The organism is Lysobacter sp. CA196, from assembly GCF_052078695.1.
Classification (GTDB): Bacteria; Pseudomonadota; Gammaproteobacteria; order Xanthomonadales; family Xanthomonadaceae; genus Lysobacter.
Map to the genome: position 1 here is coordinate 52,112 of NZ_JBQJIN010000016.1, position 23,931 is coordinate 76,042.

Consider the following 23,931-nt stretch of genomic DNA (forward strand, 5'->3'; position numbering starts at 1 on the left):
GCAGGCTGTCAAGCGCGCATTCCGTGCCTGGAAACTGAATACGCAGCGATTCCGTCATCCGGAACAGGCTCGCCATGCGCTACCGAACGTTGTGCCGGCCGGTTTACCGGCCCGCGCATCGTCGCCCCGTCGCATCGCGCAGTAGCCAGATCGCTGCGTGTCGCAAATGGACGCAGCGCGACCGTTTCCGACCCCGTCATCATGACAGATACCGGCGACCCGCCTGCTACCATCGCCGTCAATCTTTCAGGATTCCGTTCCCATGCCGTTGGACATCGTCGTCGTGATGGACCCCATCGGGTCGATCAAGATCGCCAAGGACTCGACCTTCGCCATGCTACTGGAAGCGCAGCGCCGCGGACATCGGCTCTGGTACGTGCAGCCGGGCGGACTGAGCCTACACGGTGGCCATGCAGTGGCGAAGGTGACGGCGCTGGAAGTGCGCGACGATCCAAGCGGTTGGTACAAACTGGGAACTTGGTCACAAATTAAATTAGCGACTGGTCACGTTGTAATGATGCGCAAGGACCCGCCGGTCGACGCCGAGTACCTGCACGACACTCAGATCCTGAGCATGGCCCAGCGCGCCGGCGCCTTCGTGGTCAACGACCCGCAGGGCCTGCGCGACTACAACGAGAAGCTCGCCGCCCTGCTGTTCCCGCAGTGTTGCGCGGCGACCCTGGTCAGCCGCAACCCCGCGGCGGTCAAGGAATTCCTCGCCTTCCACCAGGAAGCGGTGCTCAAGCCGCTGGACGGCATGGGCGGGCGCTCGATCTTCCGCGTCCGCGCCGGCGAGCCGAACGTCAATGTGATCCTGGAGACCCTGTCCGACGGCGGCCGTCACCTGGTCATGGCGCAGAAGTACCTGCCGGAGATCAGCGACGGCGATAAACGCATCCTGCTGGTCGACGGCGTGCCGGTGGACTACACCCTGGCCCGCATCCCGCAGGGCGACGAGTTCCGCGGCAACCTCGCCGCCGGCGGCCGCGGCGAAGGCCGCCCGCTCAGCGAGCGCGACCGCTGGATCGCCGCCGAAGTCGGCCCGGAGATGAAACGCCGCGGCATGCTGTTCGTCGGCCTGGACGTGATCGGCGACTACATGACCGAGCTCAACGTCACCAGCCCGACCTGCATCCGCGAGCTCGACGAACAATTCGGCCTCAACATCGCCGGGCTGCTGTTCGACGCGATCGAGGCCCGCGTCGCCGCCCTGGCCGCATGAGCGCCGTCGCCCCCGCCGCCCCGGCCGGCGGCATCGCCGAGCCGCAGCGCTTCAGCGCCACCATGGTGCTGTCGCTGCTGATGCACGGCATCGTCGTGCTCGGCGTCGGCTACACCCTGGAGCAGGCCGCGCCGGTGGTGCCGACGCTGGACGTGATCCTGACCCAGACCCAGACCGCGCTGACGCCCAAGCAGGCCGACTTCCTCGCCCAGGCCAACAACCAAGGCGGCGGCGAGCACGACAAGAGCACGCGTCCGCGCGACAACCAGTCCGGCCCCGCCCCGCAGGCCGAGGCCGGCGTCGCCCAGATGGCGCTGCGCGCCCAGTCGCCGACCGCGCAGCCCGAGCCGGTCGCGCGCGTGGTCAGCAGCACCCGCGGCGAAACCGTGACCGCGCGCGACCGCAGCACCCAGACCCCGACCGAGCGGCCGCTGCCGCCCGGCCCGCGCAAGATCGAACACGACATCGAGATGGCGCGCCTGGCCGCCGAGATCCACATGCGCTCGGAGCGCTACGCCAAGCGCCCGACCCGCAAGTTCGTCTCGGCCAGCACCACCGAATACGCCTGGGCCGGCTATCTGCGCGAATGGGTCGACCGCGTCGAACGCGTCGGCAACCTCAACTACCCCGACGAAGCGCGCCGCCGCCGGCTCGCCGGGCAGGTGGTGATCAGCGTCGCGGTACGCCGCAACGGCAACGTCGAGCGCGCCGACATCATCCGCAGCAGCGGCATCGCCCTGCTAGACGCCTCCGCCCTGCGCATCGCCAAACTGGCCGAGCCCTACCCGCCGCTGCCGCACACCGAAGAAAACCCCGACGTCCTGCACGTCACCCGCACCTGGAACTTCCTGCCGGGCGGGTCGCTGGTGGACGAGTAAGGCCGGCCGCAGGGCCGGCTTCCGCTCCCCATGCGGCCATGGCCGAACCTGTCCGGCTCAATGGATTGATTGCAATGCATGTCCCGTTCAAGCCTTCCCGCTGGCTGCCCATCCTCGCAATCGGCCTGGCTTTGCTGACTGCCGCATGCGACCAGCCCACGACAGCAGCCGATCCGGCTGCCGCGGACGCGCGTTGGGCCTCGCTCGGCGAGCGCTTGTTCAACGATAAGAGCCTCAGCAGCGATGGCCGCATCAGCTGCGCAAGCTGCCATCGTCCCGGCCAAGCGTTTACCGATGCGCTGGCGACTTCGGTCGGCGCCCATGGCCGAACCGGCACCCGTAACGCACCGTCGCTGCTGGATGTGGCCGAGCTGCCGCATTTCTTCTGGGATGGGCGGGAGTCGAACCTGGAAACCGTGGTCCTGCAGCCACTGACCAATCCGGTGGAAATGGGACTGGCTTCGACTGAGGATCTCGTCGGTCGCCTTGAGCGCGCTCCGCAATATGCCGAGGCGTTCAAACCACTCGGCGGCGTATCCGCCGAGGCCGCGGCCAAAGCTTTGGCCGCCTACCTGCGCACGCTGCGCAGCGGCGACAGTGCCTACGATCGCTTCATTGCAGGCGATCGCAATGCGCTCGGCCCCGACGAACAGGCTGGCCTGGCGCTGTTCACCGGCAAGGCGGCTTGCAACGAATGCCATGTCCTGCAAACGCCACGTGCGCGTCTCACCGACGATCGCTTCCACCACCTCGGCGTCAACGACGACGCCATCGCCGGCAAAGTGGCGACGCTTATCCCGCGCATCGCCGATCGAACACGACTCGGGCAGATCGTGCTGACCGAAACGGATGTCGCGGGGCTAGGCCATTTTGTCGCAAGCCGCCAGCCCGCTGACCTGGCGGCATTTCGCACGCCGTCGCTACGCAATGTCGCGCTGACTGCGCCGTATATGCATGACGGTTCGGTGGCGACTTTAGAGCAAGCGGTAGAGCAGGAGATCTACTACCGCGGGCTCAATAAAGGCAAGCCACTATCAATTACGGTAGAGGAGCGCCGACAACTGACAACGCTATTGCGATCACTGTAATAGGACGGCTTATCCAGGAAAAGTTAGCGGGATACTCGACTGACAACATGCCCCTACATGTCCAGATCGCAATTAAAAGCGATGAACCATCGCGCTTTCTGGCAAGCACCGATAAAGCAGGCACAGATACCAATCCCGTCCGTCAAAACAATTGGGTTAAAGGGTGCCGCCAATTGCAAGCTGAAATGCTATAGCCACGCAAGTACTGATGAGCAACCAAATCGCCATGACAAGCCCTGAAGAAACAACGCGCACCACCCATTTCCCAGGCCCACTTTGCTCAGCAAACAAAGGCAAACTGGACCACAAGAACCCGGCGTACACACCGACAATAAATAGAATTTCGTAGATGATTTTTAGAGGCGGCTGCCCCATACGCACATACAACCAAACCACAATCAACCAGATTGCTAACGAGACGCTACCAACCAACGCGTAGCGGACAACTGGCGAAATGCCCGCCGCAGAAGTCATGGCGCCTTGATTTCCGAGGCGTATTCGCGCAAGACGCGATCGACGTAACTCTGGCAATTATGTTGGACAGCATTGTATTGCTCACCTGACCAGAGCGGTCGCTGCTGCACTCGAGATTCCGCACGCTTCAAGCGTTCATCATCGTACCCGCCTCTGCATTCTTTATAGTCACTTTTCCGCGCAGTCTCGGAATTTTTCATAAGCCCTTTATCCCCAAATCCGCTATCGGTTCCATCCACATAGAAAATGTGCTCATGACCTAAGCGGGTATTGTTCGCGTCGTCTGGCCCACTCATTCCCAGCTTGGCTCCAGCCCGATCAAATGCAAAGAGCGCTCTGCCTCCAGGGGCATCAAGCGCCCGATAACAGATTTCAGCCAAACCAAGAGGATCAACACTCTCAATTGGATCTCCACCGACATAGGCATAAGCATTCAAACCGCCGGCCAACCCGATCGGATCCTCACTGATAAACCGTGCCATCCCTGGATGGTAGTAACGCGCCCGGTAATAGTACAAGCCGCTCGCATCAAGTTCGCGCCCGGTGTACTGGTACGAATTATTGAATCCGCTCTGAGTCGCCAGAGTCTGTCCATATGGCGTGTAGTCATAACGCTGCACTACCGCACCACTACCATTCGTCAACGCCTTGGTGCTACCCAATGCGTCGGTAAGGAAATAAGTACGGCCTGAAGTGTCGGTCCGCGCATACCGCTCATCAATCCCCAACCCGGTCAAGATTCCGCCAACCGTTGTTCCACGGGTCTCTTGCACGGCATCGAGCCCGTCGTACAGGTACTGCATCGCCTGCCCGCCTTCGGTCTTACCGATGCGTCGGCCTAACGGGTCGTATTCGTAACTTGCGATCGTCTGCCCGCCCTGCTGGATCGCCACCAATTGTTTACGAGCGTTCCAGACGTATGTCCGAACGCCATCACCGATGAGATTGCCGTTGGCGTCGTAACTCAAAGTCTGACCCTGAAACTGAGTCTGCCGATGGTTATCGTCGAATGCATTGCCCGTGCTCGCGGCAGGCAACAAGCTGTTTGCCCACGAGCCCGTCTGAGCCGTGCGTCGCCCCACCCGATCGTAGCCATAGCCCATAGCACCCAATACCGTGCCGTCGGATTTCGCATAGGCCAGGCCAGTCAGATCGCTGGCATCGTTGAACGAGTACGCAGCAGTCACCCCGTTGGGCAGGGTCATGTTCTTGCGACGGCCGATCTCGTCGTAGTCGAACTCGACGATCTCACTGCCCTGCCAGAGCCGTTTGAGTTGATCGCCGTCGTCGTAACGGTATTCGACCTTCGCCTGGCTGCCTGCGGTCATGCCTATCCGCCGCCCCATGGCATCGTACTCGTAGGTGACGACGCCGGCCGCGCTCGTCTCTCGGCTTAGTTGGTCGAAATCGTCGTACTCCCAGCTGACCGTACCCGCCATCGAATCCATCAATTGACGCGGACGATCCGCTTCGTCGTATTCGGTAGTTCGCGTGCTCCCATCAGGTAGCGTAGCGGTCTCCGGGCGTCCCAAGGCGTCATAAGCGAAGCTAGTCATCTGGCCGCCACGATTCTTATAGCTCTTCAAGCGATCGTCTTGGTAGGTCCAGGTCTCCGCTTGGTCTAGGCTATCGCGTCGTTCCTTCAGCCGATCTCGAACGTCATATAGATAGGTCATTCCATTACCGTGCGGTAACAGCGCCGCCTCGACATTGCCGTTGTTGTCGTAGCTCAACTCCGCCACGCGCTGCATCGGGTCGATCACCTTGCGCACCCGATCATTGCTGTCGTAACTGCGGTGCCTGATGCGGGCGTCCGCGTCACGCACCACCACGAGGCGGCCCAGCGCGTCATATGCCAGTCCGGTCGCCCGCCCCATTGGGTCCACTACTGCCGTGAGTTGGCCCGCATCGTACCGGTAGGTCGTAACATAGCCATGAGGATCGGTCACTTTCAGCGGCTGACCCGACGCATTGCATTCAATTTCGGTACTGCGCATTAAGGGATCGATGATCCGTCTCAAACAACCGTCCGCATATTCCAAAGTCGTCTTCCGGTTCAAAACGTCGATCACGCTCTGGATATGCCCATCTGGGTAGTAGGCCATTTTCACCGTCTGTGCCTTCGGCGTACCGAACAGTGCGGTGACTTGGGTCACCTGACCGGCAGCGTTGTACTGATAGGCAGTCTTACGCGCCAGCGGATCGGTCCGCAGCTTCACCTGACCCGACGAGTAACGCTCGAACAGATAGGTCTGCGCCTTGGCCGTGCCGTAGCCGTAGGTGTCGCTGATCGGATACGGCGTAGCCGATTCGTCGAAAATCACCCGTCGCTTCACGCCGTTCGGGCGAGTCACGAGAACCGCGAAATGGCCCTCCGGCGTCGTGGTGTAGTTGTAGGTATAGACGCTGTTGTCCGCGAGCGTCTGCTTGGCAATTCGGCCGATCCAGCTACCGTGACGGGGGTACTCGTTGAACACCACCCGGTTGCCGCGGCGGTCGATGACCGACTCCATCACGTGTTGCAGCAGAGTCGTTCCGAACTGCTTGTGCTGTTTCGCGTACATGCAGAACCGCGGATCCACGTTGATCCCGGCCGGACAGACATCGAAATCGTCGGCGAATGTGCCGACGATATAGGTATAGCTCTTCGTCGTCAGATCGGGGTAGGTCACCTTCTTGAGCAGGTCGCGCTCGTCGTACTCATACCCCCACGCTCGGCCAGTATGATCCGTCGCAGTCTTGATCCGGTTTTTGGTGTCGTAAACGAACGTCAGGATGCGCCCGTTCGGCGACACCAGTTGGGTCAGCAGCCCTGCGGTATATCCCAGGCGTGTCTGATTGCCGAAGCGGTCCTGCACCCATTGCAGCTTGGTGTTGTTGTAGCTGCCGAACTGCATCGTCGAGCCGTCGCGCAGGGTCACGCGATAGGCCCGCCCATAGGGCTGCTCCGGGTCGGCGTCGTAGACGGTGCGCATCACGGCACCGGCAAACGAGCTACGCGACCCGTTCTGTCGCCATTCGCCCTGTGCGCCGGTTCCCGACAGACGGTCGAACTGCACGGCCGATCCGTTCGGCAATACCATGCGGATCGCGGCATAGTCCTCCGACGTACGCTGCAGGTAATAGTTGTAGCCGAGCGACATGCCCAGGCCGAACTCGCGACGCGCCATGTCGCGTGGGCGGTAGTGCCGGCTGAGCGACAAGGGCACCACGTCGGCAAGGGTCACATCGGTATCGCTGTAGATGAAGTCGCCCGTGTGCAGATCCACCGGGTCGCCTTCGGTTCCTGCGCCACCGCTCTTGGCGTTCTGGTCCGCACAACCAGGATCGGAGCATTCACCGCTTTGTTCCGGCGGCATTCCGTCCTTCGGCGGCGGATCGTTGCTGGGCACGCTGTACATCCCGCCCATCGTCTGGTGCAGGGCTACGCCGCGCTCAGGCTCGAACTGTTTGCCGTCTTCCGAGACCGTGCCCTGGCCGTAGACCCGCCAGCCTTCGCGCGGGTCGTAGATCCAGAAGTCCGCCACGGTACCCGCCGGCTTGCGGTCGTAATTCGGGTAAAACACCCGGATGCCGCCCGAAGCGGCCGGGGTCAGGCCTTGCACCTGCGCGCCGCCCGGCTCGAGGGTGAACGCCATCGGGTGGTTTTCTTTCACCGGGAACGGGGCGCGGTTCACCGGCGTCGGAACGATCGCCAGCTCCGTCACCAGGCGCCCCTTGCGATCGCGGATCACCGTGTCGGCGGGGATCCGCAGCTCCAGACCCGGTATATCGGGATGGCCTACCCGCAGTTCCTGCTTCAGCGGCGAAGAGATGCGTATCTTGTCGCGCGCGGTGATCCGCGGCAGGTGCAGCAGATAGCTCAGTTCCGTCAGCTGCGCCTTCGCGACCCGCACACCGACCACGAACTGGCCGTATTCCGCTTCGGGTCCGTTGGCCGTGCTGCCATCGACATAAAGCTCCTGCCAGCCGGCAGGCGCATCCAGCAATGTGAACCAACCGTCCGCATTGGTCAGCGCCTTCTGGCGGCCGATGCTGACCTCCACATTCGCCACGGGCTGCTCATCGACCCGCACTACTCGTCCACGCACAGCCGTTACGCCGTACAGCGCCGCAGTCTTGGCCATCGATGCATTCGGCGTCGGCCGCTGGTCCGGCGTGTAGATTCGCCATCTGCTGTCGGTGTTGTCCGCGCCCGGGTACCACACGCCGTCCTTGAGTTCAGAACGCGCGCGGCACGGCGCATACCACGCGCCCTTTTGCGTGCAGACTCGGACGGCGCCCTGGCCGGTTACCTGTACTTCGGTCGGCGCGGTCGCCGCTACCTCATCGGCATTCAGCGCAACCGTCCGGAAGTCGATCGCGGTCGCCGCCAGCGGCTGGCCGTTGCGACCGCGCACCCCATCGATCAGCAAGGTGTAAGCCGAGCCCGGAAACAGCGCCTGCTGCGGTGTCGCGAAGACCAGGCGACCGCCTTCCACCGGCACCACTCGCACCGCTGTACGTCCGCCGGGGCCGAACAGCACCACGCTGCTGGCATTCACCTCCGACATCCGCAAGGGTTCGTTGAAACGCAGCCACAAACGAGCATCAGGCGACACCTCCGCCGACTTCGGCGCAGGCCAGGACCCGGACAACACCGGCACGCTCGAACCCGTAGACGCAGCCTGCTTCGCCGCCGCAACGAATATCTGGCGCTCGGGATCGAACTGATCCTCCTTCACTAGGCGCCGCCCTTGCGCGTCCACGCCACCCGACAATCGCACCCGGCCGTCAGCACCCAAGGTACTGGCATGGCCGAGTCTCGGCGGGCTCCACACGCCTTGCGCCACCTGCACCTTACCGTCGCGCTCGTCCCACAGTTCGGACTTCGTCACTCCCGCCACGCCCGGCGACCAACCGCCCGTCAGCAGCAGCCGTCCATCGCTGAGAACGGTCGCCGCATGACCTGCACGCGGCACCAGCGCCAGCGATACGGTCGGCGCCAATGTCTGCGTCCCGAAGTCGAACCACAGCCCCTGCGGTTGGGCGCGACCCCGCTCGTCAATGCCGCCCCATACCAATGCACGGCCGCTCGGAAGCAAACTCAGGCTGGCCAAGCGACGGACAGCCGGCAGCGACCAGCGCCGCAATGCCTTGGACGACTCGCTGCCATCGCGGAGTTCAAGGGAGCGACCGTCGCGCACGAGCACCAGCCAGCGACCGTCCGGCATCTGCGCTCGCGCTTGCGGCGCATCCAACGCCAACTGCTGGGACAACGGCGACGGCAGCGGCTGCAGCGCCGCGCCGACTTCGCCCGGACGCATTGCCGTCATGCCTAATGCCAAACCCAGCGCCAGCACCGCTGCGCCCATCCGCCAGCCCTTGCGCTTTCCCTGTCCGATGTGGCTCATCGCTTGCTTCCTCGATCCGTGCGCTGGTGTTGCGATCCAAACATTGCCTGAGTCGTCGATCCGTATGTCATGGCGAACTCAATGACAGCTGCGTGCTGACTGTTTCGCCGTACATGGGATCGATGAAGACCATGTACTCGCCCGCAACCGGCAGATTGGGGAAGCTCATCGTCAAACCGGTCTTGGTATTGCGTTGCTGCGACATGGTTCCGTCGGGCTTGTACAGCGTGTAATACACATCGCGCCCGGCCGGGTTCGTGCTCTGACCCGAGATAACGAAGGTGAAACTCTGGCCAGCCGTCGAAGTGAACTTGAAGCGTCCGTTCTGTCCGCGCCGCTCCACTGCGAAGTTCAGCGGTGTACCCAGCGGCGAGGTCACTACCGAATCGGCGCTGATCGACACCTTGAAGCTCATCGAACTGGCATTGGCGTGTGGCACCACTTTTGCGCTGTAGTTGCCTGCGGCCAGATTCCACAGATCGATCTCGCAACCGCCATCCGACGCGGCGCAGGCCTTGCTCGACACTTGGCTTCCGGTCGGCCCATACACATAGACATTCGCCGGATAGGGTGCTCCCGGGGTCAGCAGGTCCGACAGGCCAATGCCCAGGTTCGCTCCCGCGCCAACGGTAAAGTTGAAATACGCCTCCTGACCTGGCACCTGCGTAGCGAAGTTCTTCGGCTCGGCGCCTGTCTCCACGACGCCTATTGCGCCGGACGCCAGGGTTACCTGACCACCCAATGTTTCCCCTCGGCTCGAGTCCACAAACACCATGTAGTCGCCACCAACAGGTAAGTCGGTCAAGTTCATGGTCAGGTTGCCGATTGTCCGAAGCTGCCGCAGCACCGCTCCGTCCGGCTTGTATACGGTGTAGGACACCTCTCGGCTGGACGGATTGGTCGTCAAACCGGAGACATTCAGCGCAAATGTCTGCCCCGCTGTTGCGGTGAACATCAGTCTGCCGTTCTCCCCTGGGCGAGCAAGCGCCAAGCTCAGTGGCGTATTCGGCGTCAACGTATAAACCGCATCCGGGCTCAACGTGGCCTTGAAGCTCATCGCGCCCTTCCCGACCCCCGCCAGCTTGGCCATGTGATTTCCGGCAGCAAGATCCCAGAGATCCAGTTCGCAGCTTCCGTCCACTGCATAACAAGACTTGGTTGAGATCTGGGCACCGCTCGGGCCATAGACGGTGACCGATACCGAGCTGGTAGAACCCGGTGTAGCCAGATCGCTGATGCCCAGTCCTAGGTCGGCCCCTTGTTGCGTGTTGAACAGGATGTAAGCCTCCTGCTGCGATACCTGAGTCAGGAAATCGATAGACGCGCCACCAGGAGAAACCGATCGCACTTCGCCGGAGATGAGGGTCGCCTTCGCCGTTAGCGTTTCGCCACGGTTCGGATCTACGAATGCCATGTATTGACCGCTGACCGGAAGATCATAAAAATTCATGGTCAGATCGGCGCTGCTCGGGCGCTGCTGCAACACCGTCCCGTCCGGCTTGTATACGGTGTAGTACACCTCACGACTGATCGGATCGGTGGCCTGCCCCGACGCATTGAATGCAAAGGTCTGCCCCGCAGTTGCCGTGAACAACAACCTCGCATTCTCACCCCGGCGAGCGAGCGTGAAATTCAATGGCGAATTCGGCGCTAATTCATGAACCGCATCCGGACTCAAGGTGGCGTTGAAACTCATGGCGCCGTTCCCGATCGACACCAACTTCACTTTATGACGGCCTGCGGCAAGGTCCCATAGATCCAGTTCGCAGCTTCCATCCACTGCATAGCAAGACTTGGTTGAGATCTGGGCCCCGTTCGGGCCATAGACGGTGACCGATACCGAGCTGGTAGAACCTGGTGTAGCCAGATCGCTGATGCCCAGCCCCAGATCGGCTCCTTGCTGCGCGTCGAACAGGATATAAGCCTCCTGCTGCGACGCTTGAGTCAAGAAACTGACGGGATCGCCACCTGGAGAAACCGACTGCACCTCGCCGGGGATCAACGTCACCTTTGCCGCCAGTGCTTCGCCCCGGTTCGAATCTACGAAAACCATGTACTGACCGCTGACCGGCAGGTCATTCAGATTCATGGTGACGTCGGCAGCACCGGATCGCTGTTGCAGCACCGTCCCATCCGGCCTATATGCGGTGTAGGTCACCGTGCGATTGACCGGGCTGGTGCTCTGGCCCGCTATACCCAAAGCGAACGTCTGGCCCGCGTTTGCCATGAACATGAGCCTTGCGTTCTCGCCCCGGCGAGCGAGCGCCAAGTTCAATGGCGAGTTCGGCGTCAATGTATGAACTGCATCCGGACTCAACGTGGCCTTGAAGCTCATGGTGCCGTTCCCGAGCGACACCAATGTCACCGTATGTTTACCCGCAGCAAGATCCCACAAGTCCAATTCGCAGCTGTCATCCACGGCGTAGCAAGTCTTGTGCGAAATCTGCGCACCGTTCGGACCAAAGACGGTAACCGATACGGAACTGGTAGAACCCGGCGTAGCCAGATCGCTGATGCCCAGCCCGAGGTCGGCACCCTGTTGCGCGTTGAACGTGAGATAGGCGTCCTGCTTTGAAGCCATTGTCGCAAAACTTCTTGGCTCTGCTCCTAGCTCCAAGGCTCCGACCTCGCCTGACAACAAGGCGACCTGGGAACTGAGGGTTTCACCCTTTTCCGGATCGACGAACACCGAATACTCGCCATTCGCTGGCAGCTCGAACAAATTCATCGTCAAACCGGTGGTGGTTGAGGACTGCTGGAGCGTCGTCCCATCCGGTTTGTACACCGTGTAATACACGTTGCGACCGGCCGGACCTGTGGTTTGGCCGGAGACATTGAATGCAACTGTTTGTCCGACAACGCCCGCGAACTTCAGACGCGCATTCTCGCCGCGCCGTATCAGCTCAAGATTGACGGGCGCATTGATAGCCAAGGACCGAACTTGGTCAGTGCTCAAGGTTGCCTTGAATGCCATGGTTCGGTTGCCGGTGGCCGGTGGCGTCACCGTGACGCTGTACGTTCCCGTTTCGGGGATGGCGAGATCCAAGTCGCAGCCGTTGCTCTCTGCGGAGCATTGTTTGTTGGTCAGCTGACTTCCGTTCGGCAGGTATACGTAGACCGTCGCGAATGCGATCGTCCCCGGCGTGACCAGGTCACTGATGCCGAGCCCCAGGTTTGCCCCCTGTTCGGCCACGAAGTTGAAATAGACGTTCTGACCCGGGGCCTGCGTGTCGAAATTGCCGAGCGAACCACCAGGGTCCGGACCGCCGACCTGGCCAGGCACAAGCTTGACCTGAGCCGACGCCGTCTCGCCTCGGCCAGGATCCATGAAGACCTGATAGGTGCCGGTCGAGGGCAGATTAGCCAGATTCAACGTCAAGCCAGCGACCGTGTTGCCTTGCTGGAGCACAGTCCCGTCTGGCTTGTACGCGGTGTAGTACACGTCTCGACCCGCAGGCTGGGTCGACTGCCCCGCCACATTGAAGGCGAGAGTCTGCCCCGCCTGCGCAGTGAAGGTCAGTCGCGCATTCTGTCCGCGACGCGCCAAAGTCACCGCCGACGACACGTCCAAGCTCAAGGGCAGCACCTCGTCGGCACTTAGAGTCGCCTTGAACGCTAGCGTTCGTGCCCCGGTGGAAGGTGGCGTGACCATCACGCTATAAGTGCCGGCAACGAGGTTGGCGAGATTCACATCGCAGCCGGTCTGATCGGCATAGCAGTACTCGTAAGTGAGTTGACTGCCATCGGGACGATAGACATAGACGCCAACCGCCCCGCCGCTGTCCGGCGTCACCAGATCGCTGATGCCAAGCCCGAGGTTTGCTGCTTGCCCCGCGACGAAGTTGAAGTAAACGTTCTGACTCGGTGCCTGAGTCGCAAAATCGACCGACTGTAGCCCAGACGTCAGTTCGCCGCTTTGACCGGAGACCAGCACGACCTGGGCCGAATAGGTCTCTCCATAATTCGGGTCGACATAAATCCAGTAATTTCCGCCGACCGGCAGCTTCGGCATATTCTGGGTAAGACCGGTCTTCGTACTTCCTTGTTGCAAGACGCTTCCATCCGGCTTGTACACCGTGTAGTACACATCGCGGTTTACCGGCGATGTAACTTGGCTGCTTGCATTGAATGCCAAGGTCTGCCCCGCTTGGGCTGCGAACGTCAGCCGGCCATTCTCGCCGCGCCGCCCCAATGAGAGCGGAACGATCGCATCGGGCACCAATGCCACCGCCTGATCGGCGCTCAGCGAAGTTTTCAACGAGTACGTCCGGGCCCCATCGGAAGCGGGCTCGAACACGACGCTGTACTGCCCCGGCATAGTCAACAGCGGCAAGTTCAAGTCGCAGCCATCGTTCTCGGCAAAACATAATTCGTATGCCAGTTGGCTGCCATCCGAACGGAATACCGTCGTTCGGATCGAACGCGTCGAACCCGGCGTAACCAAGTCGTGCACGCCAATGCCGAGATTATCTCCCGCGGCAACATTCAGCAGCAGTCGCTTGCTTTGGTACGGAGTGACCGTGGTTACGGTGCTGGACTCGGACTGGGGCCCGAGTAGTGAATTATTTTCCCAGACCAGGCTCCACGACGACGGCTCGACCGGCTTGAGCAACAAAAGGTGCACACCCGCGCTCAAACGAGGCAGATGCACGGACGGTTGCGTCACGCTGACGTTGCCGCTCGCTAGATTCCGATTATCTGGTCCATACAAGGCATATGCCATCGGCACCGTGGACAAGCCGCCGAACTGGAGGCTCGTCAGGTCTTTGGCTGTCGGATCCAGTAACAGGGCGATCTGTTGGTTGGCCGCGGTCGTCGACAACGTGCGCTGCACATCGGGTGAGAGCCGGCCCGCATTGACGACATCGGCGGCATTCACCTCACCCGGCAAGACGACGAACTCTTCGGCGCTTTGTGCGCTGCCATAGGGCGTGCTGACGGTGACTCCCCCGGAACCGGCCCGCAGCGGAACCGAGAAAACCAATTGGGTATCGCTGGTACTGCTCGGTACCGCAACACGGCTGCCAAGGAGGACACGCGTAAGATCCGGCGCGGGATACAGCCGGCTGCCGGCAACGGTCACCGCCGTGCCACTATGGCCGATCAACGGACTGATGCCCGTAATTACCGGAGGCTGGGCGCTCTCGTCGATCACGAAATCGGACGGACCCGTCGCCGTTTGGCTGCCCACCGTTACGGTCAGCGGCCCGGTGCTGGCACCAGCCGGCACCAGCACGTCGAGTTCCGTCGTCGCAGCGCGGGTTACGGTCGCCGCGGTGCCGTTGAAGCGCACGATATTCTCGGCCGGCGTAGCGCCGAATCCTTGTCCCTCGATCCTGACCGGAACGCCGATGCCGCCACGGGCAGGCAGGAACGTGAAAATGGCGACTTGACCGGCTGCCAGGCGTTCGATCCGCAGCAGATTGCCTACTTTGTCGTAGACATAGCGCGCGCTTTCGCCGGACTGTTCGTTGACGGTCACGACCAGTCGGCCGTTATCGTCGTATACGTACTTCGCCGCCAACGCGAACGAGCCGCCGATCAATACGACAATGCCGAGGAGCAAGGCCAGCCATTTAGCGAAGCCATTGGAGGCCGCCCTGCCTTGGCGAGCGGAAAAAATTCCGCGCCGAACCTCATCGCCCGTCACCCGACGGCCCAACCCCACGTCCTTTTCCATATTGCTCTCTCCAAGAGCAGCCCGGCGGACCAGGCTTCCTGAATTCGAATTGCGTCCGTTTGCGGCACGCCGGAGCTATCCCGGCATTTCGTTCATTGCGTGGATCGAGGATGCCTGGATGGCCAGTCATCGCCCCGGTTTAGGGCCGGGCCCCTTCGGGTAACGACTGAACCACTTCGATCTCCTGTTGCCCGACCTTCTTTCCATCGATGCTGACCACAATGAGATAGCGACCGATGGCCCAGGCAGGCGCTTGCCTGGAGAACTCAAAGTTGGACGTGGCATCCACCGATGTAGTGATGCTCTTGGCTACTTCGTCCAATACCCGACCATCGGTCATCGCGGTGAGTGTCGCGGTCACAGGAACGGACGTCGCTTTGCCCTTGGTGTTGATCGAGGCAATGAGCTTGTCGTCTGGAAGAAACAGCGTGGAAGGGAGTACCGAGCCATCCGTTTGCTGGCTGTTGCCTACATTCAGCGCGAACAAGCTCAGAGCCGACGTCTTGGCCTGCGCGGGTTTCGTGTCCGCAGCCTTTTCACCGTCGGCCTTCTGTGCACAAGCCGTCACAAAGAAGGACGTGGCCAGAACTGCAGACAGTAGAAGCTTCGCATTACCCATCGATCGATTCCCCCGTACTGAAGAGCCGCATCTTACATTTTCTTTCCCGACGCGATCGGTCGCCAGCAGCCCCCGAAAGCGCGATCTAGCATGCCTCCAATTGAATGACCTCAGAAAGACAAAAGGCAGGAAGTCCGCGCCACACCTGAATGGAGGTGAATCGCTAGTTCCAGTGGTCTACTCGTCTTACGGACGCCTACGTCTGCCCTAGCTTGCTTTTCGCGCGGAATGCCAATAGATACGCTGGCGAACGGAACTAGGCAGTCCAGTTGCGAAGCCCTCCGGACTGGTCGCTCGTAGACAAGTAAAGGCTCAAGCGTCGGGACCGGTTTCGGTCTCGGCTTCGACCTCAAGCGGGATTTCCTCGAAGCGCATCGAGCGGCAGACGATCGAGATCGTCAGGCCGTCGTCGAACTCGAATACGTGTTCGAACTCGCCCTGTGCGCCCAGGCGGAACTCGTGCACCAGCAGATCCTGCTGACCCGAGCGCCGTCTAGCTTGCTGAGAGTACGAATAGCTCAGCACATCGCCGTAATACAGATGGAAGACCCGGTCGTGATACGGACCGAGCAGTTCCATGTGCAGGTTCTGGCGCACCGGATGCTCGGCGATTTCGGACATGGTCAGCGTCAGGCGGCGCAGCCACGCGTCGTGCAACGAGCCCTTCGAGCGAAGGTCGTAGCGCCCCACATCCGCGACGAATTCGTACAGCGCCTCGTCGATCGCTCCTTTTAGGCCGGCGATGTAGTCGAAGTAAGGATCGAAGCAGGTGTCGTGTTCGCTTTTAAGGATGTATCGGAACATGACAGCTCACTCCTTCTGCGCGAATTCGTGAATCAGGACGCGGCCTTACGTTCGCTGCGCAGAGCCACTTGCTCGGCAATGGTCAGGGCGACGTTGTTGCGCAGGTAGGCGGGCTCGACGAGTTCGGGTGCGACCGCTTCGCCGCGCGCATACGCCAACGCCGCCAAGCGCGCGAGATCGGCCGCGTGCGGCAAGGCTTCGGCATCGATGCCGGCGAAGCGCGCGCCGACGCGCTGTTGCAAAGCACCGTGGGTCGCGGCGAAGCCGGTGCCGACGCCGAGCCAGCCGGCGGCATCGCCGGGAACGACCGCAGCATCGGGAGCGATCACCACTTCCTCATCGAGCGCGAGCGCATCGCCATGACGCAGTTCGAACGCGCCGGTGTAGACCTCGCCCATGCGCGCATCGATCGCGGCGTACACGCGCAGTGCGTCGCCGCCGGCGCTCGTCGCGGCGAGCGGATGCGCGCGCAAGGCCAGCACGGCCAGGGTCGACACCGACACGATCGGCCGGTCCAGGGCCAGGGCGATGCCTTGCGCGATGGCGATCGCCAGACGCACGCCGGTGAACGCACCCGGGCCGCGGCTGATCGCGATCGCATCGAGTTCGGACCGGCGCACCCCAGCCTCGGCCAACAACTGCTCGGCCCAGGGCAAGGACAGTTCGGCGTGGCGCCGCGGCGCCAGCTCGAAACGCTCGCGCACTTCTCCGTCCAGCCACAAGGCGACGGAGCAGGCTTCGGTGGCGGTTTCGAACGCTAGCAGTTTCATGGGGCTCGATGATGTCGGACGGCTGTCGCGCGCCGCGATTGTCTCATGCGGGCGATGCCGAAGCCGCTTGCGCGCCCACGGCATGCGCCTCACTCGCCGTCGGCGACCGCCGGATCGTTCGGGTTCGGTTGCCACAGTTCGATCAGGCCGCCCTCGGGGTCGAGCACGTAGCCGAACTTGCCCTGCTCGCCGTCCTCGAAACGGTCGAGCACCTGGCAGCCTTCTTCGCGCAGGCCGATCAGGGTCGCTTCGAGGTCGTCGACGCGGAAGTTCACCATGTAGGACTTGCTGCTGGGCTGGAAGTACTCGGTATCGGCCTTGAACGGCGACCACAGCGTATAGCCCTTCTCGCCGGTCGGCCGGCCCTCGCCATCGAGCCGGCCCCAGGGGAACAGGGCACCGCCCCAGTCCTCCACGCCGACACCGAGGTGCCTGGCGTACCAGGCCGCCAGCGCGGCCGGGTCGTCGGCCTTGAAGAACACGCCACCCAGGCCGTGCACACGCGGTTTGCGCTCCGTCATGCTCCTACCCTCCTCGCGGATCAGCGGTAGTGGTCTTCATCGACCGACGAGGACGATTCTAGACTCAAGGGCTCGCCGGCGAAGAAGCCGGCCACGTCCTCGACCCGGCGCGTGCGCGGCAGCGGCGGCAGCGAATCGAGGAAGGTCTTGCCGTAGCTCTTGGAGATCAGGCGCGGGTCGCACAACACCAGCACGCCGCGATCGGTTTCGCTGCGGATCAGGCGCCCGGCGCCCTGCTTCAGCGCGATCACCGCCTGCGGCAGCTGTTCGTCGCGGAACGGGTTGCCGCCGCCGCGGCGGATCGCATCCAGCCGCGCTTCGAACACCGGGTCGTCCGGCGCGGCGAACGGCAGCTTGTCGATCACCACCACGCTCAACGCCTCGCCGGCCACGTCGACGCCTTCGCGGAAGCTCGCCGCGCCGAGCAGCACGCCGTTGCCGGAAGCGCGGAAGCGCTCCAGCAGCACGTGGCGCGGCGCTTCGCCCTGAACGAACAAGGGCCAGGGGCCGCCGCGCAACAGTTCGGCGGCTTCGCGCAGGGCGCGGTGCGAGGCGAACAGGACGAAGGCGCGCCCGCCCGAGGCTTCGAGCACCGGCCGCAGCTTGTCGACCATGCTCTCGTTGTAATGGCGCACCACCGGGTCGGGCAGGCCGGTCGGCAGATAACACAGCGCCTGCTGCGCCCAATCGAACGGGCTCGGCGCGAGCAGGGTCTTGGGTTCGACCAGGCCGAGCTTGGTCGCGTAATGCTGGAACTGGCCGCCGATCGCCAGGGTCGCCGAGGTGAACACCCACGACGCACGCGAACGTTCGCGATGCTCGGCCAGCGGGCCGGCCACGTCGAGCGGGGTGCGGCTGAGGCGGAAACCGCGCGCGGTCAGTTCGTACCACAGCACGCTGCTGTCGGGGCCGGCGGGCGTTTGTTGTTCTTCTTCGTCCTCGTCGACGGCCGCCCCGGTGTCGACCGCTTCGACCGCGACCTCCTCCACCGGCCTGCGCGGCGGCTCGAAATCGTCGTCTTCTTCGACGACCTCGACCTCGGTCGGCGGGCGCGCGACGGCCGGGCCGCGCCAACGCCGCAGCTTGACCTCGAAGTCCTTGGCGCGGGCATGGCAACTGTCGAAACCCGGCGCAGCGGCGCGCAGCGGTTCCAGGGTGGACCGCATGCTGCGCAAGGCCGCGGCCAGGGTATCGAACGCCGCTTCCACCTCCGGCAATTCGGCGGCGCGTCGGCGGGTCGCGCGCACCGGCAATTCGTCCATGGCCGCGCGCACCGTGCGCACCGCCTGTTCGAGTTCGCGCGCCGGCCCCTGCACGCTGGCGAGCGCGCCGGTGACCTGCTTGCATTCGGCCAGGGCATCCCGCGCCAGCTCGACCAGCGGCCGTGCGCTGATCGCCTCGCCGAAGAACTGCGAGGCCAGGTCGGGCAACTGATGCGCTTCGTCGACGACGAAGGCCTGCGCGCCCGGCAGGATTTCGCCGAAGCCTTCCTGCTTCAAGGCCAGGTCGGCGAGCAACAGATGATGGTTGACCACGACCAGGTCGGCAGCCTGGGCGCGCTGGCGCGCCTGGATCACGAAGCAGTCGCCGAACATCGGGCACTCGCTGCCGAGGCAGTTCTCCGCGGTCGAGGTGACCATCGGCAGCAGCGGCGAGTCTTCCGGCAAGGCGTCCAGCTCGGCCAGATCGCCCATGCGCGTGCGCCCGGCCCAGCTGACGATGCGCTGGAACTGGGCGGCGTATTCGCGGCTGGTGAAACGCGGCTCGCCCTTGGCCTGCTCGGTGCGGTACTTGCACAGATAATTGGCGCGGCCTTTCAACAGCGCGGTCTTCAGGCCGACGCCGAGGGCGTCGCGCACCCGCGGCAGGTCGCGGTGATAGAGCTGGTCCTGCAGCGCGCGGGTGCCGGTCGAGACGATGGTCTTGAGCCCGGACAACAGCGCCGGGACCAGATAAGCGAAGGTCTTGCCGGTGCCGGTGCCGGCTTCGGCGAGCAGGGTGGTACGCGATTCGAAGGCGTCGGCGATCGCCACCGACAAATCCTGCTGCGCCGAGCGCGGCGCGAACGCGGCGATATTGCGCGCGAGGTCGCCGCCCTCGCTCAGCGCGGCACGACTGGCTACGCCAAGGCGGCTGGGTTCCATATCCGATTCAATACCGCGCTGGCGCTGCGACCGTGCAGACGTCGATTTTAGCCTGTGCCTGCTTCTTCGCCTCGGTGAGCTGGTTGCGCTGCGGCATCAGGGCGTCGTAATGCTCCTGCCGCTGCGCCAGTTTCATCGCCGCACCGACGCCATCGAGCTTGGCCTGCCGCACCTGGGCGATGGTCGCCCAATGTCGGCGGCACAGCGGGCCGACCTGGGAGCCGGAATCGAAGGCCTTCTGCGCGTAGCGTTCGGCATCGTCGAGGCGGTGTTGCAGCAGCGCCGCTTCGGCGCGTTCCTGCAGCAGCGCCGGGTCGGCGGCGTTGATCTGCAGCGCCTGGTCGAGCGCGGCGGCGGCTTCGACGTACTTGCGTGCGCGTTCCAGTTGCGCGGCCTGCTGGCGCAGGTCCTCGACTTGCGGATCGCGGATCGGTTGCACGTCGAGCTCGCGCGCAGCGCCGCCGGCGGCAGCGCGCACCGCGGCGACCGCGGCCTCGCCGTTGAAACTCGCTTCGGCCAACTGGGTCGGCTGCGGCGGCGCGACCGCGCAGGCGCTGGCCAGGCTGGCCAGCGCGACCACGACGATGCCTTTAAGCCGGGCGCTTCGGGGGAAGGCGCTCGTGTAATCGCTGCATTGCATGACTTACTGCTCCGGGGGCGGGGAATCGGGAGACGGCGCCGGTTCGCGCGCGGGTTCTTCCTTGTCCTTGCCGATGCCGAACCATTCGCGCCAACCGCCGCCGGACGCTTCGCCTTCGGCTTGCGGCGCCGGACACGGTGCGTACTCGGGCGCGAAGCCGGCGACGAACGGGAAGCGGCGCGCGCCGACGCAGCTGGCGTCGGTGGTGTGGGTGCCGATCACGGCCTGCCAATCCAGGCCCTTGTCGGTGACCTTGAGCGGCGCGGTCGGCAGGCGCGAGAAGATCGCCGACCACACCCGCATCGCACCGGTCGCACCGTACAGGCCGGTGGTCTGGTTCTGGTCGTTGCCGACCCAGATCACCGCCAGATGATCGCCGGTCCAGCCGGCGAACCAGCTGTCGCGGCCGTCGTTGCTGGTGCCGGTCTTGCCCGCGGGCGAGAGACGGCCGAGGCCATCGCCGATCAACTGCCGGCCGGTGCCGTTGCTGACCGCCTGCTGCAGGGCGATGGTGATCAGACGCGCGGCGATCGCGTCGCCTTCCTGCGCCGGCGCGGGTTCCTTGTCGTAACGCTTGACCGCCTTGCCGTCGCTGCCGAGCACGCCGCGCACCGCATGCAGCGGTTGAATTTCGCCGCCCGAGGCGAGGAACTGGTACAGCTGCGCCATCGCGTACGGGCTCTGGTCGACCGCACCGAGGATCAGCGAGGGGTTGTTCGGCGCTTCGATGCCGGCCAGGGTCTTGATCAGGTCGGCGACGCGTTCCGGCGCCACCTTCATGCCGATCCGTACCGTCGCCTGGTTATAGGACATGGCCAGCGCATCGACCATGCGCACCAGGCCGTGGCTGCGGCCGTCGGAATTGCCGGGGTTCCAGTTGCGGCCGCGGCCGAGCTTGACCGTGACCGGCGAATCGTCGACCCACGAGGCCAGGCTGAATTCGTTCGGCTGCGCCAATGCCAGCAGGTACACGAACGGCTTCAACAACGAACCGACCGGGCGCTGCGCTTCGACCGCGCGATTGAAGCCGTGCTCGGTGAACTCGCGGCTGCCGACCACGGCGACGACTTCGCCGTTGTGCACGTCGGTCACGACCAGACCTGCCTGCAACGGCGGACGGCGCTTGCTGTCGAGGCTCTTGAGGGTGCGCGCGACCGAGCCTTCGGCCTGCGCCTGCGCCGACGGCGACATGCCGCTCATGACGCTGAGGCCGGCGCCGGCGAGCGCGTCGGCCGGGTAATCGCGGGCCAGTTGACGGCGGACCAGGTCGACATAGGCCGGGAAGCGGTTGGCGGCGATGTTGCCCGGGTTCTGGGTGATGCCGAGCGGCGTCTTCAGCGCGCGCTGGTATTCCTTGTCGTCGATCAGCTGGGTTTCGTGCATCTCGCCGAGGACGAAATTGCGCCGCTCCAACGCGCGTTCGGGATTGCGCCGCGGGTCGTAGTAGGACGGGCCGCGCACGATGCCGATCAACAGCGCGATCTGTTCGGTGTTGAGATCGCGCAGGTCGCGGCCGAACCAGAACTCGGAGGCCGCGGCGACGCCGTGGATGGCCTGCGAGCCGCGCTGGCCGAGATAAACCTGGTTGAAATACGCCTCGAGGATGGTGCGCTTGTCGTAGCGCGCCTCCATCAACAGGGCGTAGATGATTTCCTTGCCCTTGCGGGTCAGGGTCTGCTCCTGGCCGATGCCGAGCAGGCCGCTGCGCGCGAGCTGCTGGGTCAGGGTGCTGGCGCCCTGCTTGGCGCGGCCGGCGGCGACGTTCTTGAACGCCGCGCGCGCCATGCCGCTGAGGTCGATGCCCATGTGGTGGGCGAAGTCGCGGTCCTCGACGGCCTGCAGGCCGGTGACCAGCAGCTCGGGCACTTCCTCGATCCGCACCAGGCGGCGTTCCTCCTGCTTTTGGCCGTACAAGGTGGCGATGCGCGCCGGGTCCAGACGCGCAGTCTTCAGCGACTTGCGCGAGGTCAGGTCGCGCAGGCTGGCGACTCGGCCGCCCGACACCACGACTTCGATGCGCCGTGCCGGCACGGCGCCGTCGACATCGTTGAAGCCGCGGCTGGCGACGGTGAAACGGCCACCCTGGCGGGCATAGGTACCGGGACGCTCGCCGCTGTCCTCGCGGTAGGAGGCGGCGTCGAGTTCGGTCTTCAGCGTACCCGGATCCAGGGCCAGGCCCGGCGCCAGTTCGAGCGGACGCGCATAGACGCGGGTCGGAATCTGCCAGCGCAACTGACCGAAGCGCTGGCCGACCTCGTGATTGAGATAGAGCGTGTACGGAATCAGGAAACCGAGCCCCAGGCCGATCGCGGCCAAGGCCCAGGTCACCAGTCGGCGGCGCCAGGTCGGCGCATGGCCGTCGCCGTCATTACCGTCGTTGTCGAGCTCGTCTTCGTCGTAATCGATTCGGGCCACGGATATGCAACACAGGGAGTCGCGGCAAGTCTAGCGCAGGCATCCGGAAGCCGTGCCCGGGGGCCCATGGCGGCGGCATCGGCGTTCATACCCGGTGAATGCGGGCTGAGGCTGAGCTGGAGGGGCCGGCGGGGGTGGATGCGATGCGGTCTGGGTGGGGTGGTTCGCGGGCAGCGGCCGGAGCTGGCGATGGCCAGGGCGCGGGGGCCGAGGTGGCGGTCGAGGGGGCTGGGGCGACGCGGGCGGCGGGTGGGCACGCTGGGGCTGCCGGGTCGCAGGCTGCCGCTGGTTTTGGCGGAGCGATGTCGCGCTTGGACAGGCGCTTCGGCTTTGTTTTTCAGCCGGGTTAACTTGGCATCACCCCGTCGCGGCCTCGCAGACCGTCGCGCAGGCCGCGCAGCATCGCGCGCAGATAGGCCAGGCGCGGTTTCAACAGCACGGCGGTGCCGACGAATTTCAGCACCAGGCGCGGCAGGTCCTGCGCCATCCAGCGGCGCGGCACTTCGACGCGGCGGTATAACAGCACGCGGTTGCGCATCATGTAGTACAGCCGGGTCGGGCTGTGCACCACGGTGCGGTAGGGAATCAGGCGGGAGACCTGGACCAGTTCGCCGATACGGTGCTGCATGCGCGCGTCGCAGATGCCGTACAGGCGATAGCCGCGATGGCGCGCGCGCGCGCTCCACTCGATATCGACGTTGTCGATGAACAAGCCCTCGTCCATGCCGCCGACCGTGTCGAGCACGTCCAGCGGCAGCAAGGTGCCCGAGGTAATCAGGAAGTCGCAGTCGACCACCTGCCCCGGCCCGCCGTAGAGCTTGCGGTTCATCGGGAAGGCGATCTGCACGAACGGCGCGACCTCGCCGGTGCGCTCGTCGCGGAACTGCGGCCCGACCGCGGCCACCGGCCCCTGCTCACGCAAGGCCTGCAGGTGATGCATCAACACCGCGACCATGTCCGCGTCGACGATGCTGTCCTGGTCCATCAACAACACCCGGCCGAACCCGGCCATGCGCGCGGCGCGCGCGGCGTGGTTGATCGCGCAGCCCAGGCCGACGTTGCGCTCGGAGCGGAACACCTCGATGCCCTGCCCGCGCAGCCGCTCGAAAAACGCATCCAGCGGCTCGCCGGTGCTGGCGTTGTCGAAGATCTGCACCCGCCCGACCTGATCCTTGACCGAGGCGATGACGCGCTCGAGCAGGTCGATCTGCGGCTGATAGGTGACGATGGCGGCGCAGACGTCGATGCGCTGCGATGCGGCGGCCGGGCTGGCGGTGGTCATG

Annotated in this window: 14 protein-coding genes; 3 read left to right on the forward strand and 11 right to left on the reverse strand. The window is 64.1% G+C overall.

The window, feature by feature from the left end; all coding sequences use genetic code 11:
* Positions 1-262 precede the first annotated feature (262 nt).
* The 3 genes from gshB to ACTOWK_RS15070 are packed head-to-tail and all read left to right on the forward strand — an operon-like array spanning position 263 to position 3,188.
* The gene (gene gshB / locus ACTOWK_RS15060; protein WP_441330935.1) at positions 263-1,222 is read left to right on the forward strand and encodes a glutathione synthase; all 960 of its coding nucleotides are present in this window, start codon (positions 263-265) and stop codon (positions 1,220-1,222) included.
* On the forward strand, positions 1,219-2,100 hold the full coding sequence (locus tag ACTOWK_RS15065; RefSeq protein ID WP_441330936.1) for an energy transducer TonB: 882 nt from the start codon (positions 1,219-1,221) through the stop codon (positions 2,098-2,100). The genes gshB and ACTOWK_RS15065 overlap by 4 nt, the downstream gene beginning before the upstream one ends.
* A gap of 38 nt (positions 2,101-2,138) precedes the next feature.
* Entirely contained in the window at positions 2,139-3,188 is a 1,050-nt protein-coding gene (locus ACTOWK_RS15070) for a cytochrome-c peroxidase (protein ID WP_441330937.1), read from the forward strand.
* A gap of 156 nt (positions 3,189-3,344) precedes the next feature.
* On the opposite strand, the gene ACTOWK_RS15075 is transcribed toward ACTOWK_RS15070, so the two are convergent.
* The 11 genes from ACTOWK_RS15075 to ACTOWK_RS15125 form a co-directional block, all read right to left on the reverse strand.
* Positions 3,345-3,662: a hypothetical protein gene (locus tag ACTOWK_RS15075; protein WP_441330938.1), complete on the reverse strand. Its 318-nt coding sequence runs from the start codon at positions 3,660-3,662 to the stop codon at positions 3,345-3,347.
* Positions 3,659-9,055: an RHS repeat-associated core domain-containing protein gene (locus ACTOWK_RS15080; protein ID WP_441330939.1), complete on the reverse strand. Its 5,397-nt coding sequence runs from the start codon at positions 9,053-9,055 to the stop codon at positions 3,659-3,661. Before ACTOWK_RS15080 ends, ACTOWK_RS15075 begins: the two co-directional genes overlap by 4 nt.
* A 67-nt stretch (positions 9,056-9,122) precedes the next feature.
* The gene (locus tag ACTOWK_RS15085; RefSeq protein ID WP_441330940.1) at positions 9,123-14,735 is read right to left on the reverse strand and encodes an IPT/TIG domain-containing protein; all 5,613 of its coding nucleotides are present in this window, start codon (positions 14,733-14,735) and stop codon (positions 9,123-9,125) included.
* Between the two features lie 139 nt (positions 14,736-14,874).
* A complete protein-coding gene (locus ACTOWK_RS15090) occupies positions 14,875-15,354 on the reverse strand; it encodes a hypothetical protein (RefSeq protein ID WP_441330941.1) in 480 nt (159 codons plus the stop codon).
* 312 nt (positions 15,355-15,666) lie between these two features.
* Positions 15,667-16,158 (reverse strand): hypothetical protein, encoded by a 492-nt coding sequence (locus ACTOWK_RS15095; RefSeq protein WP_441330942.1) that lies wholly within the window; start codon positions 16,156-16,158, stop codon positions 15,667-15,669.
* A 32-nt stretch (positions 16,159-16,190) separates the two neighbouring features.
* Positions 16,191-16,928, reverse strand: coding sequence for a tRNA (adenosine(37)-N6)-threonylcarbamoyltransferase complex dimerization subunit type 1 TsaB (gene tsaB / locus ACTOWK_RS15100; RefSeq protein ID WP_441330943.1), 738 nt, complete (start codon positions 16,926-16,928; stop codon positions 16,191-16,193).
* An 89-nt stretch (positions 16,929-17,017) separates the two neighbouring features.
* Entirely contained in the window at positions 17,018-17,449 is a 432-nt protein-coding gene (locus tag ACTOWK_RS15105) for a VOC family protein (protein WP_441330944.1), read from the reverse strand.
* Positions 17,450-17,469: 20 nt separating this feature from the next.
* The gene (locus ACTOWK_RS15110) at positions 17,470-19,593 is read right to left on the reverse strand and encodes an ATP-dependent DNA helicase (protein ID WP_441330945.1); all 2,124 of its coding nucleotides are present in this window, start codon (positions 19,591-19,593) and stop codon (positions 17,470-17,472) included.
* 7 nt (positions 19,594-19,600) lie between these two features.
* Positions 19,601-20,233, reverse strand: coding sequence for a hypothetical protein (locus ACTOWK_RS15115; RefSeq protein ID WP_441330946.1), 633 nt, complete (start codon positions 20,231-20,233; stop codon positions 19,601-19,603).
* A gap of 3 nt (positions 20,234-20,236) precedes the next feature.
* Positions 20,237-22,639, reverse strand: a complete 2,403-nt coding sequence (gene mrcB / locus ACTOWK_RS15120) for a penicillin-binding protein 1B (protein ID WP_441330972.1) — start codon at positions 22,637-22,639, stop codon at positions 20,237-20,239.
* Between the two features lie 355 nt (positions 22,640-22,994).
* Entirely contained in the window at positions 22,995-23,930 is a 936-nt protein-coding gene (locus ACTOWK_RS15125; RefSeq protein WP_441330947.1) for a glycosyltransferase family 2 protein, read from the reverse strand.
* Position 23,931: the final 1 nt, after the last annotated feature.